Source organism: Mycobacterium sp. (assembly GCF_050700595.1).
GTDB lineage: Bacteria > Actinomycetota > Actinomycetes > Mycobacteriales > Mycobacteriaceae > Mycobacterium.
In genome coordinates, this window is the sequence record NZ_JBOHHI010000203.1 from 1 (window position 1) to 13,473 (window position 13,473).

Here is a 13,473-nt window from a genome sequence, read left to right on the forward strand (position 1 = left end):
CCGCGGCCGACAGCGCCAACCAATGTTCGTCGCGGAAAAACCCGAGCACCGCGCGCTGGGCGTTGCCGGTCATAAACGTCACGAAGTAGCCGGCGGAGTGGGTATACGCCGTCGCACCCAACAGTCCCGCCAAAGCAGCCAGGACCCACGACAACTTCGCCTCGCTGTCGTACATCTCGCGTACCCGAATCACGCAACAGCATATTTCCACAGCAGTCGTCTTCCGGCAGCGCGAGCGCGCCCGGCAACGATGTCCGGTGGCTAGGCAGTTGTCAGGCGCGCGATGGATCGCAGCGGGATGGGCAGCCAGCCGGGCCGGTGCCGGGACTCATAACCGCTCTCGTAGACCGCCTTGTCCAGCTCGTACGCTGTCAGCAGCGGCGCCGAATCCCTTGGGTCAACCCCGGAGGCGGCCGCATAACCGTCACAGAACGCGCTGCGGTTGCGCTCCACCCATTCGCGGGAACGGACAGCGAGCTGCTTGTCGTTGGCCTCGTCGAGCCACGGGCCGGACGCCGCATATTCGTACGACCGCAGCACGCCGGCAATGTCGCGCAGTGGCGAGTCCGGTGCACGCCGTTCCTCCAGCGGCTGCCCCGGCTCACCTTCGAAGTCGATCAGCAGCCAGCTCTCCGGGGTGCGCAGCACCTGCCCGAGATGCAGATCACCATGCACCCGTTGCACGGTGATCGGCTGTCCGGCGAGTTCCCGGAATTGCTTCTCGATCGGCGCCACGTACTGCCCGAGTTCGGGGACCGTCGCCGCCGTTGCGGACAACCGCGCCAGCACGGTATCCACCGGGAACGTGGCCTGTGTCGTGCCGAGTTTGTCTGCCAACGTGGTGTGCACCGAGGCCACCGCCTCACCGAGCCGGTAGGACTCCGCGGCGAAGTCACCGCCGACCTCGTGGGCATACAGGTCGCCTTCCGCGAACAGATCCCGCACGCTGGCGGTGGCCATCGCCCAGCCTTCCGCCGAGTTGCCCGCGTAGCCGCTCACCATGCCGAGGGGCGCGGGTTCACCGTCGAAGTGGGTTTCATAGGAGCCGAGCAGCCGGGCCACGTGCGGATTGCCGGCGCGTGCCAGCACCCGGTTGAGCTCGATATCGGGGTTGATTCCGCTGCTGACCCTGCGGAACACCTTGAAGATCGCGTCTTCGTCGAAGATCACGCTGGTGTTGCTCTGCTCGGCTTCCGATACCCCGAGGGTCGCGTCGACCGGTAGCACGACCTCCGGCTCTTTGGTAAAGCTCACGTTGCCGCGCACGGCCGAGGAGTCGATCAGCGACAGCAAAAACCGGGCCGCGTCCGGGTCATACAGCGCGTCGTAACCGGTGCGGCCATTGTCGGTGCCGATGGTGGCAACGGCGGCGTAGTCGGAGAGCGGCTCGGAATCCCAGCTCACCAGCAGCTGATAACGCTCCGAGGACCCGTCGGTGTAGCTGACGTCGACCAGCACCAGATCCAGATCCTCACGAAGTGCGACAACCACCGCCGGTTCGGCGGACGACAGCTGCCGGCTGCGTCCCGCGTACCAGCGTTGTTGGGGAAGCCATTGCGTAAGCGGCAAATTCATTGCGTCTCCTCTGACTCCGTCAGCTCGAACCAGTAGAACCCGTGTCCCGGCAACGTCAACAGGTAAGGCTTTTGGGTGATGGCGGGAAAGTTGACGCGTCCTGTCAGTTCGACTGGCGTATAGGTGTTCCAATGCTGCAGGTTCAGTTCGATCGGCTGCGGGAAGCGCGACAGATTGTTGACGCAGAGCACGACGTCGTCGGCGGATTCGCGAACGTACACTAGCACCGACGGGTTCGACCCGCCCAGTTCCCGAAACGTGCCGATGGCAAACGCTTCATGACGGCGTCGCACCGCCAGCATGGTGCGTGTCCAGTTGAGCAACGATGTCGACGTGTCCCGTTGCGCCTCGACGTTGACGGACTGATAACCGTAGACCGGATCCTGGATGGGCGGCAGGTAGAGCCGGCCGGGGTTGGCGTTGGAGAAACCGGCGTTGCGATCCGGCGTCCACTGCATGGGGGTGCGGACGCCGTCGCGGTCACCCAGCCAGATGATGTCGCCCATGCCGATCTCGTCGCCGTAGTAGAGCACGGGTGAGCCGGGCAGCGACAGCAGTAGCGCGGTGAACAACTCCATCTGGTCGCGGTCTTTCTCCAGCAGCGGGGCCAGCCGCCGGCGGATGCCGACGTTTGCCTTCATCTGCGGATCCTTGGCGTACTCGGAGTACATGTAGTCGCGTTCGTCGTCGGTGACCATCTCCAGCGTGAGCTCGTCGTGGTTACGCAGAAAAATGCCCCACTGAGCGAGTTCCGGGATCGCAGGTGTCTGAGCCATGATCTCCGAGATCGGGAAACGCGATTCCCGGCGCACCGCCATGAAGATGCGCGGCATGAGCGGGAAATGGAACGCCATATGGCATTCGTCACCGCCGGTCGCGGGGTCGCCGAAATACTCGACGACGTCGCTTGGCCACTGGTTGGCCTCGGCAAGCATTACCCGGCCGGGGAATTCGTCGTCGATCACCTTGCGGCAGCGTTTGAGGAAGGCGTGCGTCTCGGGCAGGTTCTCGCAGTTGGTGCCCTCCCGCTCGAACAGGTATGGCACTGCGTCCAGCCGGAACCCGTCGATACCGAGGTCGAGCCAGAACCGCAGCACTTCGATCATCGCGTCCTGTACTGCCGGGTTGTCGTAGTTCAGGTCAGGCTGATGGGAGAAGAACCGATGCCAGTAGAACTGGCGGCGGACCGGGTCGAATGTCCAGTTCGATTCCTCGGTGTCGACGAAGATGATCCGGGCGCCGGGGTAGCGATCGCTGGTGTCGCTCCACACGTAGTAGTCGCGGTACGGCCCGTCCGGGTCCCGGCGCGACTCCTGGAACCACGGATGAGAGTCGGAGGTGTGGTTCATCACCAGGTCGGTGATGATGCGGATGCCCCGGGTGTGCGCAGCGTCGACTAAGTTCACCAAGTCGTCGACCGTGCCGAATTCGGGGAGCACCTTATGGAAGTCGCGGATGTCGTAGCCGCCGTCGCGTAGCGGTGAATCGTAAAACGGGGGCAGCCACAGGCAATCGACACCGAGCCACTGCACGTAATCGAGGCGCTCGGTCAGTCCGCGCAGATCGCCGATTCCGTCCCCGTTGGAGTCGGCGAACGCCCGGACGAGGACCTCGTAGAACACCGCGCGCTTGAACCAGGTTCGGTCGGTGGGAAGTAACCGAGGGTCCGCGAAGTCGTCGGCCGTGGGATGCTCGACGACACCCGCCTCGACGCGACTGCCCTCTGTCGGATCGTGTTGGACGCTTTCGTCGACCTCGTTCGTTAAATCCACAGTTCTACGCGTACCCCACAGCAGACATACGGAATCGTTTGCGGCACGCTATGTTTACGTACCGCGGCGGGGGTTACCTCCCGCACGGATATCAGCCGGGCGGCCCGGGCGCGAGGGTCACGTTCTGGGTGCGCGGGCCACCTGAACCGCTTTGCAACCCGAGCGCGATGGTGTCGCCCGGGTGGTGCTGATCAAGAATATCCGTCAACGCGGTGGCCGAGTTGACCGGCTGATTATCGATCGCGACGATCCGGTCACCTTGGGCCACGCCCGCCTGCGCGGCCGGAGCATTGGCCAATACCCGCTGGACAAGAACGCCCGGCCCGTTTTGCGAATCACTGACACCAACGCCGAGGAATCCTGTCGGACCGATATGTACGGTGGGCGATGAGGCACCGGAACGGATCTGCCCGGCGATCCCCATGGCTTGGTTGATCGGGATCGCGAAGCCCGTTCCGGCCCCTGACAACTTGTAGTTGTCTGAGGCGGCGGTGTTCATGCCGATCACCTGGTTGTTGCTGTTGACGGTGGGCCCGCCGGAGTCACCGGGCCGAATCCCGGCATCGACCTGGATCAACCCGTCCAGCGTCTCCGAGCTGCCGGTCAAGGAGTCCGACGCCGACACCGTCTGGTTCAGCGCGACGACCGTGCCGGACACCGCGCTCGGCGTTCCCCCGGCACCCCCGGCGTTGCCCAGCGACACGATCGGATCACCGACACTCACCTTCGAGGAATCCCCGATCTTGGCCGCCGGCAATCCGCTCGCGCCGCCGAGTTGCAGCACCGCGATGTCGTGGCTGCGGTCGTAGCCGATCACCTCGACCGGGTACGTCTGACCGGTGCCGATGGACCGGGCGCTGATGTCGGTTGCGCCGGAGATCACGTGGTTGTTGGTGAGCACTTGACCATTGGGGTCGATCACGATGCCGGTTCCGGCGCCCACCGCGCTCTGATAGCCCATCTTGGTGTCGATGTCGACGATCTGCGGTCCTACCTGCGAAACCGTCGCCAACGGGTCGGCCGGCGGAGCGGGTGCCCGGGGACCGGATGGGGCCAACGGTGACGCCTGCACCGGCGCCGCAGCAACCACCAGTCCGACGGTCGCCACCAAACTGAGTAACCACGACCACCACCCAGCCGTTCGGCGGTGCGATCCGCTCATACCGTTACCTCCTGCAAAGGCTCGATTCGTCCACTTCACCGTAGACCGCACTCAGCCTCGAGACATATGGGGAAAGTAGTAACCACCCTATTGGCCCGGCAAACGGCTGTGGCTAGCCGGTGCCCGCGATCGGCCGGCTGAGGTGGTGGCTGACGTCCCCCAGCATGTCGATCAGCGTGTAATCGCGGAAGCTGAACCTCCACCGGCCGTCGACGCGCTGGAAGCGGTCGTGGTAGCGGCCGGTGACGATCGGCTGCAGCGGAAAGCCGTCGGTCTGCTGCAGGACCGTGTAGTAGCTGCGGCAGCTCGCCGTGCCGGCGTCCTCGTCGACCTCGATGATGGGGTTGGTGACGACATGCTTGGTGCGCGGCGTGCCGTCCGGGTACAGCACCACCATCGCCTTCGAGAACGACAGCATGGCGGCTGCGTCGACGGTGCCGGCACCCGGCCCGTCATCCTCGCCGACCCGCAGATGGGCATGCTCGAACAGGGACGCCGCTCCGGTCAGGTCGCCGCTGTCCATGTATTCGGCGTAGCGGTAGAGCAGGTTGGCGATCTGCGTCTCAGCGGACATGTGCTAGACCGTAGCGCGGCAGCCCTAGGCTGGTCGGGTGGTCGACTTCGACCCGAAGGCCAGCTTCACGAGTGCACCGGTAGCCCGCCTGGCCACCGTCGCACCCGACGGCGTGCCGCACCTGGTACCGGTCGTATTCGCGCTTCGCGCCGACGTCCTCTACACCGCGGTCGATGCAAAGCGCAAGAGCACGCTGCGGCTGCGCAGGCTGGCCAACATCGAGAACAACCCACAGGTGAGCGTGCTCGTCGACCACTACGCGGACGACTGGGCCCAGTTGTGGTGGGTCCGCGTCGACGGAATCGCGACAATCCACCGCGACGGCAACGCGCGGCAGGAAGGCTACGACCTGTTACGCGCCAAATACACTCAGTATCAATCGGTCCCGCTGAACGGCCCGGTAATCGCTGTCGCGGTCCGCCGCTGGGTTTGGTGGCACGCCTGACGCAACCACTCGGTATTCTGCCGACATGACATCCCGTGACCACGGTGATCCGGGTGATGCCCCGTCGGCCCCGCCTCCGCTGACCCCGGTAGCCAATAACACCCGCCCTTCCGCGGCGGAGGAAGCGCGAACGATCGCGGTCTCGACCAATGCCGGCACCCTCGCGACTCTCACCGCCGACGGCGACCCCTGGGCGTCGTTGGTGACCTACGGGTTGCTGCGCGGCGACCCCGTGCTGTGTGTTTCGAGGATGGCCGAGCACGGCCGCAATCTGGTTCGTGATCGCCGGGCCAGCATCGCGATTGTGGCGCCGTCCACCCACACCGATCCGCTGGCCAGCAGCCGGGTCACGCTGGCCGGCGTGGCCGAGCGGCCAACCGGCGAGGAGCAGGCCGCTGCCCGGGAAGCCCACCTGACCGCCGTGCCTGCCGGCAAGTACTACATCGACTTCCGCGACTTCTCGCTGTGGGTGCTGCGGGTGCAGCGGGTGCGCTGGGTGGGTGGATATGGCCGAATGGACTCCGCAACCGGCGAGTCGTATGCGACCGCCGAACCGGACCCGGTTCAACCGCACGCCGCAGCGGCGATAGCGCACCTCAATGCCGACCACGCCGAGTCGTTGCGTGCCATTGCCATGGCGCTCGGCGGCTATCCGGACACCGTCTCGGCGACGTGCACCGCCGCCGACCGATACGGCCTGGACTTGCGGGTCGTCACGGACCGCGGCGCAGCCTACACTCGCATCGGCTACCCCGAGCCGATCAACTCGGCCGATGACTTACCCGGCGCGACAAAGGAATTGGTGCAGCTGGCAGATGGGTGAACCGGCGCGCCGCCGCAGCAGGAGCCAAGACCACCTGCGTACACTCGAAAGCCGATTCTGCTACCCGTGAACTGGGTTCACCGCGGCCGCCGGCCGGTGGCCCGGTTCCGCGTCCGCGCCATTGGTGGTCGCCGCATCGGGTGCCACAACCGGCTCGGCGGATCCGCTCGGTGTGGCCCGCTCCAGGAACTTCAGCAGCTCAACCGGGAACGGCAACACCAGCGTCGAGTTCTTCTCCGCGGCCACCTCGACCACGGTTTCCAGCAGCCGCAGTTCCAGCGCGGCGGGGTGTCCGGACATGACCTCCGCCGCCTCGGCCAGTTTGCTTGATGCCTGCAGTTCGCCATCGGCGGTGATCACGCGGGCGCGTCGCTCCCGCTCGGCCTCGGCCTGCCGAGACATCGACCGCTTCATCGACTCGGGCAGCACCACGTCCTTGATCTCGACACGGTCGATATGGATTCCCCAGCCCAGCGCCGGGCTGTCGATCATCAACTCCAGGCCCTGATTGAGACCCTCACGGTTGGACAGCAGGTCGTCCAGATCGCTTTTGCCGATGATCGAGCGCAGTGAGGTCTGTGCCACCTGCCCGATGGCCGACATGTAGTCCTGCACGTCGACCGCCGCTCGCACGGGATCCGCGACCTGGAAGTAGATGACTGCGTCTACCCGGACGGTCACGTTGTCGCGGGTGATGCCGTCCTGCGCGGGCACCGGCATCGTGATGATCTGCATGTTCACCTTTTGCAGCCGATCGGCGATGGGAATCAGCCAGGTAAGTCCCGGTCCGTGAATATTGTTTTGCACCCGCCCGAACCGAAACACGACGCCACGTTCGAATTGCTTGACGACGCGAAAGTTCGTTGCCAGCCACAGCACACCAGCGCCGAACGCGGCCGTCAACACATAAATCGTAGTCATTGTTTCTCCCATTCCGTGCCCGAGTCACCGTCAGCGATCGCGGACATGTACCGGACCTGCGGCCACAACCTCACCCCAGACCACGTGCCGCTGTTCTTTCCCGGCCCTGCGGGCCTGAATCCATAAGTCCGATTGTCCCACCGCGGTTTACGCATCTCAACCGAGTCGCCGCGGGTGCACATCGCAGGCGACTGCTCGACGAGCCGTTGCGACATCACCTCGGCGACCCTCCGCTTGCCCAGGGGATGGTCTTGTGCTGCGCGGGTGTGAAGGGAAAGGTGACCTATGTTGGTCCAACGCGCCCGGCCACGCGACTCGGGGTACGAGGAGAAAGACGTCATGGCAGACAAGGCGAACACTTCCCAGGGCGCAGCAGCCGCGCCCACCGCGGACAGCCCGGCCGCGGTGCGCAACGTGGTGCTGGTCGGCCCGTCCGGTGGCGGCAAGACGACACTCGTCGAGGCCCTGCTTCTCGCCTCCGGGGTGTTGACCAGGGCCGGTACCATCGCCGACGGCACCACGATCTGCGATTTCGACGAGGCCGAGATTCGCCAACAGCGCTCGGTGGGTCTTGCCCTGGCGTCGCTGGCGCACGACGGCATCAAGGTCAACCTGATCGACACCCCCGGATACGCCGACTTTGTCGGCGAGTTGCGGGCCGGTTTGCGCGCCGCAGACTGCGCGTTGTTCGTGATCGCCGCGAACGAGGCGGTCGACGAGCCGACCAAGTCGCTCTGGCAGGAATGCAACCAGGTCGGCATGCCGCGTGCCGTGGTGATCACCAAACTCGACCATGCCCGCGCCAACTACCAAAGCGCCCTCTCTGCGACTCAAGATGCCTTTGGCGACAAGGTTTTACCGCTGTATCTACCGGCCGGCAACGGGCTGATCGGGCTACTGTCGCAGACCCACTACACCTACGACGGCAGTAAACGTACTACCCACTCGCCTGACGCGTCGTACGCCGACCAGATCCAAGAGCACCGGGGTGCCCTGATCGAAGGGATCATCGAGGAGTCCGAGGATGAGTCGCTGATGGAGCGCTATCTGGGCGGAGAAGCGATCGACGAATCGGTGCTCATCGACGACCTGGAGAAAGCGGTTGCACGGGGTTCGTTCTTCCCGGTGATCCCGGTGTGCAGCGCCACCTGCGTCGGCACCCTGGAACTGCTGGAGATCGCCACCCGCGGATTCCCGTCACCGCTCGAACACCCGTTGCCTGAGGTTTTTACCCCGCAGGGCGCCGCGCACACCGCACTGACCTGCGACGCCGACGGACCACTGCTCGCCGAGGTGGTGAAGACAACGTCGGACCCGTACGTGGGCAGGGTCAGCCTGGTCCGGGTGTTTTCCGGGACCATCAGGCCCGACACGACGGTTCATGTGTCGGGCCATTTCGCGTCCTTCTTCGGGTCGGCAAACAGCCATGTCGATCATGACGAGGACGAACGTGTCGGCACCCTGTCCTTCCCGCTTGGCAAGCAGCAGCGGCCCGCCGCAGTCGTGCTGGCCGGCGACATCTGTGCCATCGGCCGGCTGAGCCGGGCGGAAACCGGCGACACGCTCTCGGACAAGGCCGAACCCCTGGTGCTCAAACCGTGGCCGATGCCCGAGTCACTGTTACCCGTCGCGATCCAGGCACACGCCAAGACCGACGAGGACAAGCTGTCGGTCGGGTTGGGACGGCTGGCCGCCGAGGACCCCACCCTGCGGATCGAACAGAATCCGGAGACCCATCAGGTCGTGCTCTGGTGCATGGGCGAGGCACACGCCGGGGTGGTGCTCGACGCGCTGTCCAACCGGTACGGCGTCGCCGTGGACACCGTCGCGCTGCGGGTACCACTGCGGGAAACCCTCGCCGGCAAGGCCAAAGGCCATGGCCGGCACGTCAAGCAGTCCGGCGGACACGGCCAATACGCCGTCTGCGACGTCGAGGTGGAACCACTACCGGAGGGCTCTGGCTTCGAGTTCCACGACAAGGTGGTCGGCGGCGCGGTGCCGCGCCAGTTCATCCCGAGCGTGGAAAAGGGGGTGCGCGCGCAGATGGAAAGGGGCGTGCACGCCGGTTACCCGGTAGTCGACGTCCGGGTCACCTTGCTCGACGGCAAGGCGCACAGCGTCGACTCGTCAGATTTCGCGTTCCAGATGTCCGGTGCGCTGGCGTTGAAGGAAGCGGCGGCAGCGACCAAAGTGATCCTGCTCGAGCCGATCGACGAGATCTCGGTGCTGGTACCCGACGATCTGGTCGGCGCGGTGATGAGCGACCTGTCCGGGCGTCGCGGTCGTGTACTGGGTACCGACACCGCGGGTAACGACCGCACCGCGGTGAAAGCCGAAGTGCCGCAGGTTGAGCTGACTCGTTACGCCATCGACTTGCGGTCGCTGTCGCACGGCGCCGCTTCGTTCACCCGATCTTTTGTCCGCTACGAGCCCATGCCCGAATCGGCAGCCGCCCGAGTCAAGTCCGCGGACTGACCGCCGGCGCGCTGCAGCTGACGCCTCACTGTTCCAGGCCGAAGATTTCGATGCTCTCGGCACGCATATCGACCTTGCGGATCTTGCCGGTGACAGTCATCGGGAACTCGTCGACGACGCGGACGTAGCGCGGGATCTTGTAGCGAGCCACCTTGCCGCTGGCGAAAGCTCGGACGTCATCGACGTCGAGCGGGCGCCGGCCCGGTTTCATTTGGATCCACGCGCAGAGCTCCTCGCCGTACGTCTCGTCCGGTACACCGACGACTTGAGCGTCGTCGATGTCGGGATGAGTGCACAGGAACGCCTCGACTTCACGGGGATAAACATTCTCGCCGCCGCGGATCACCATCTCCTTCAAACGTCCAACGATGGTGCAGTAGCTGTCGTCGCGCATGACGGCGAGGTCACCGCTGTGCATCCACCCGTGGTCGTCGATCACCTCGTGCGTTTTCGCCTCGTCGCGCCAATAGCCCAGCATCACCGAGTAGCCGCGGGTGCAGAATTCTCCCGGCTGGCCGCGCTCGACGATGTCGCCGGTGCCGGGGTCGACGATCTTGATCTCCACGTGCGGATGCGCTCTCCCGACGGTCGCGGTACGCCGTTCCAGGTCGTCGTCGACGAGGGTTTGGCAGGACACCGGCGACGTCTCCGTCATGCCGTAGGCGATGGCCACCTCGGTCATGTTCATCTCGGCGATACAGCGCTTCATGACATCGACCGGACAGACCGATCCCGCCATGATGCCGGTGCGCAGCGACGACAGGTCACGGCCGGTGAACGCCGGATGGCTGAGCATCGAGATGAACATGGTGGGCACGCCATAAACGCCGGTGCACCGTTCGGACTCGATCGCCGCCAGGGTCAACCCCGGATCGAACCCGGGCGCGGGGATGACCATGGTCGCCCCGTGGATGGCGCAACCCAGTGTGCCCATCACCATGCCGAAGCAATGGTAAAAGGGCACCGGAATGCACAGCCGGTCAGCGGGCGAAAACCTCAGGAGTTCGGTGACGAAGAATCCGTTGTTGAGGATGTTGCGATGCGACAACGTCGCGCCCTTCGGGAAACCCGTTGTTCCCGAGGTGTATTGGATGTTGATCGGATCGCGGTTGTCCAGGCTGGTCATGCGGATTCTCAGGTCGTTCCCGGACACGAGGTCCGCTCGGCTGCGCAGGCTATGCCAGTCGCCGGTATCCAGGAACACCACGTCTTTCAGGGCGTGTGTCGTGGGGCGCACCGCTTCGACCATGCCGACGTAATCGGACGCCTTGAACGCCGTGACCGCGATGAGCGTCCGCACGCCTGATTGATTCAGTACGTAGGCCAGTTCATGGGCGCGGTACGCCGGATTGATGTTGACGAGGATCGCGCCGATCTTGGCCGTGCCGAACTGAACCATGGTCCATTCCGCGCAGTTCGGCGCCCAGATACCCACCCGTTCACCGCGCTCGATTCCCAGAGCCATCAAGCCGCGCGCCACGCGGTCGATCTCGGCGTTGAGTTCCGCGTAGCTCCAACGGCGGTTCCGCGCAACGTCGACGAGCGCCTCGGCGTCGGGGTTCGTTCGCACCATGCGCTCGAAGTTCTCCCCGATGGTCTCCTCGAGGATCGGCGTGTGGGTAGGACCCGCGTCATATGACTTCATCGTTGGGGCTCTAACTATGGTCCAGCCATTCCAGTGTGGCCGATACGTCTCGAACGTCGACACCGATTCGACAGCATTCTGTGATACCTCGGTCGTACAGCCCGGACATCGCGTCGGAGACCAAGATGATGCGAAAGTCGCGTTCGGACGCCTCGTATATCGTGGTTCGCGGGCAGTTCGGAAAGTTGCAGCCGGCGAGAACCACTGTGTCACTGCCGCTATCGCGCAGATGTTGTTCGAGCTTGGTCTGATAGAAAGCACCCCACCGGGGTTTGCACATGATGCACTCGCGGGGCACCGACCTGCTGAAAGTCACCGCGGATCAGTAATTCATGGTCCAGCTCAACAACATTGGGCAGCAACTCCGGCGCGATCTGCGATCCAGGGCTGCCGGGAGTGAGCAGTCGTGCACCCTGTTGGATCGCGCGCCGTCGTACCAGCTCGACATTGGAGCCATCCGGCCGGTACAACCTGATGACGTGCACGATCGGCAGACCACGGTCGCGAAAGGCCGTCGTCAAACGGGCCATTGCCGGGATCGCTTCCCGGGTGCCTTCGACGCGCAGCGGCGCATCGTCGGCATAGGTGTCTCGTTGGACGTCGATCAGCACCAACGCCGACGAAGCCGGTGACGGACTCGTGTACGGATCGCCCATAACATTCCGTGTAACACAGCCGACTTCCTCGACCTCGCGGATCAACTCGAATGTCGCGTTGCTCACTGAACCGATTCCGGCAGTATCGGCGCTTCGGCCGTTTGCTGTACCGCAAATGGGGTACATATGTAGGAAACAGAATGAGTGCTTCTCGACTGCACCATCTTGAAGGGGTGGACACCGTGCGTAGAGCGGTTCGATGTGGGTGGATTGCGGCAGCGGTTGTCGTGCTGGTTGTGGCGGGGTCGGGCAGCCCTGTCATGGCCGCGATCGCGCCGCCGGAGACGACCGCCGCCGTGGCGTCGATCCAGCCGGCCAATGGCGCGGTGGTCGGCGTGGCACACCCGGTCATCGTCACATTCAGCCGCCCGGTCGCCGACCGTGCCACCGCCGAGCGAAGCATCAAGGTCATCTCCCCTCGCCACACCACCGGACGATTCACCTGGGTCGACGACAACGTCGTGCAATTGACCCCGGACCGGTACTGGCCTTCACGCAGCCACGTCGCCGTCGAGGTGCACGGCCTGTCGACCGGCTTCGAGACCGGCGATCAAGTGCTTGCTGTCGCCAGCATTTCGGCGCACACGTTCACCGTCAGTATCAATGGTGAGGTGATGCGCACGATGCCGGCGTCCATGGGTAAGCCCAGCCGTCCCACCCCGATCGGCTCGTTCAGCGCATTGTCGAAGGAACGAACCGTCACGTTCGATTCCCGGACCATCGGCATCCCGCTGAATTCGTATGAGGGCTACCTGATTCAGGGCCAGTACGCGGTTCGCGTCACCTGGAGCGGGGTCTATGTGCATTCGGCGCCGTGGTCGGTGGACTCCCAGGGGTATGCGAACGTCAGTCACGGCTGCATCAACCTCAGCCCGAACAACGCCGCCTGGTACTTCGACACCGTGCACCTCGGCGATCCGATCGAAGTGGTCGCGTAACGGCACGCGATGTCATCTGAGAAAGCACGCGCCGTTCGTTTCGACCGCTATGGCGGGCGTGAAGTGTTGTATGTGGCCGAGATTGATATGCCGTCGCCCGATGAGGGTGAGGTGTTGGTCGACGTTCGCGCCGCCGGGATCAACCCCGGCGAGGCCGGCATCCGGGTCGGCGCGATGCATGAGATGTTCCCGGCCACGTTTCCCTCCGGGGAGGGAAGCGACTTAGCCGGTGTCGTCGTCGGCGTCGGAGCCGGAGTGACCGACTTCGCGGCCGGCGACGAAGTTCTGGGATTCAGCCTACGGCGGTCCAGCCATGCCACCCACGCGACCGTTCCGGCGGCACAACTGATCCACAAACCGCCGCAATTACCTTGGGAGATCGCGGGATCGCTCTACGTCGTCGGCGTTACTGCGTATGCGGCTGTGCGAGCGGTGGCGCCGCAGCCGGCTGAGACGGTGGCCGTGTCGGCAGCCGCCGGAGGAGTCG

General features: G+C 64.8%; 12 protein-coding genes and 1 pseudogene. 5 read left to right on the top strand and 8 right to left on the bottom strand.

Annotated features, from left to right (window positions below; genetic code table 11):
* The 5 genes from ACRDTL_RS18905 to ACRDTL_RS18925 all read right to left on the bottom strand — a co-directional run.
* The coding region (locus ACRDTL_RS18905) for a DUF1275 family protein (RefSeq protein ID WP_431508237.1) at positions 1 to 175 on the bottom strand (175 nt) is incomplete at its 3' end.
* Positions 176 to 261: 86 nt separating this feature from the next.
* Positions 262 to 1,575 carry a maltokinase N-terminal cap-like domain-containing protein gene (locus tag ACRDTL_RS18910; RefSeq protein ID WP_431508228.1) on the bottom strand — a complete coding sequence of 438 codons (1,314 nt, stop codon included), beginning with the start codon at positions 1,573 to 1,575 and terminating at the stop codon, positions 262 to 264.
* Positions 1,572 to 3,347 (bottom strand): maltose alpha-D-glucosyltransferase, encoded by a 1,776-nt coding sequence (gene treS / locus ACRDTL_RS18915; protein ID WP_431508229.1) that lies wholly within the window; start codon positions 3,345 to 3,347, stop codon positions 1,572 to 1,574. Before treS ends, ACRDTL_RS18910 begins: the two co-directional genes overlap by 4 nt.
* A gap of 91 nt (positions 3,348 to 3,438) precedes the next feature.
* Positions 3,439 to 4,509 carry a S1C family serine protease gene (locus ACRDTL_RS18920; protein WP_431508230.1) on the bottom strand — a complete coding sequence of 357 codons (1,071 nt, stop codon included), beginning with the start codon at positions 4,507 to 4,509 and terminating at the stop codon, positions 3,439 to 3,441.
* Positions 4,510 to 4,621: 112 nt separating this feature from the next.
* A complete protein-coding gene (locus ACRDTL_RS18925; RefSeq protein WP_431508231.1) occupies positions 4,622 to 5,083 on the bottom strand; it encodes a nuclear transport factor 2 family protein in 462 nt (153 codons plus the stop codon).
* A gap of 37 nt (positions 5,084 to 5,120) precedes the next feature.
* On the opposite strand from ACRDTL_RS18925, the gene ACRDTL_RS18930 reads away from it, so the two are divergent.
* On the top strand, positions 5,121 to 5,528 hold the full coding sequence (locus ACRDTL_RS18930) for a TIGR03668 family PPOX class F420-dependent oxidoreductase (protein ID WP_431508232.1): 408 nt from the start codon (positions 5,121 to 5,123) through the stop codon (positions 5,526 to 5,528).
* 25 nt (positions 5,529 to 5,553) lie between these two features.
* Positions 5,554 to 6,351: a HugZ family protein gene (locus ACRDTL_RS18935; RefSeq protein WP_431508233.1), complete on the top strand. Its 798-nt coding sequence runs from the start codon at positions 5,554 to 5,556 to the stop codon at positions 6,349 to 6,351.
* Between the two features lie 60 nt (positions 6,352 to 6,411).
* On the opposite strand, the gene ACRDTL_RS18940 is transcribed toward ACRDTL_RS18935, so the two are convergent.
* Positions 6,412 to 7,272 (bottom strand): slipin family protein, encoded by an 861-nt coding sequence (locus ACRDTL_RS18940; RefSeq protein WP_431508234.1) that lies wholly within the window; start codon positions 7,270 to 7,272, stop codon positions 6,412 to 6,414.
* Between the two features lie 339 nt (positions 7,273 to 7,611).
* On the opposite strand from ACRDTL_RS18940, the gene ACRDTL_RS18945 reads away from it, so the two are divergent.
* Positions 7,612 to 9,747 carry an elongation factor G-like protein EF-G2 gene (locus tag ACRDTL_RS18945; protein WP_431508238.1) on the top strand — a complete coding sequence of 712 codons (2,136 nt, stop codon included), beginning with the start codon at positions 7,612 to 7,614 and terminating at the stop codon, positions 9,745 to 9,747.
* Positions 9,748 to 9,772: 25 nt separating this feature from the next.
* On the opposite strand, the gene ACRDTL_RS18950 is transcribed toward ACRDTL_RS18945, so the two are convergent.
* A complete protein-coding gene (locus ACRDTL_RS18950; RefSeq protein ID WP_431508235.1) occupies positions 9,773 to 11,392 on the bottom strand; it encodes an AMP-binding protein in 1,620 nt (539 codons plus the stop codon).
* Between the two features lie 10 nt (positions 11,393 to 11,402).
* Positions 11,403 to 12,048: pseudogene (locus ACRDTL_RS18955) on the bottom strand (cysteine hydrolase family protein).
* Positions 12,049 to 12,230: 182 nt separating this feature from the next.
* On the opposite strand from ACRDTL_RS18955, the gene ACRDTL_RS18960 reads away from it, so the two are divergent.
* Together ACRDTL_RS18960 and ACRDTL_RS18965 are read left to right on the top strand one after the other, a co-directional pair.
* Positions 12,231 to 12,986, top strand: coding sequence for a L,D-transpeptidase (locus tag ACRDTL_RS18960; RefSeq protein WP_431508239.1), 756 nt, complete (start codon positions 12,231 to 12,233; stop codon positions 12,984 to 12,986).
* 9 nt (positions 12,987 to 12,995) lie between these two features.
* Positions 12,996 to 13,473, top strand: a 478-nt coding sequence (locus ACRDTL_RS18965; RefSeq protein WP_431508236.1) for an alcohol dehydrogenase catalytic domain-containing protein, incomplete at its 3' end; no start/stop codon positions are given.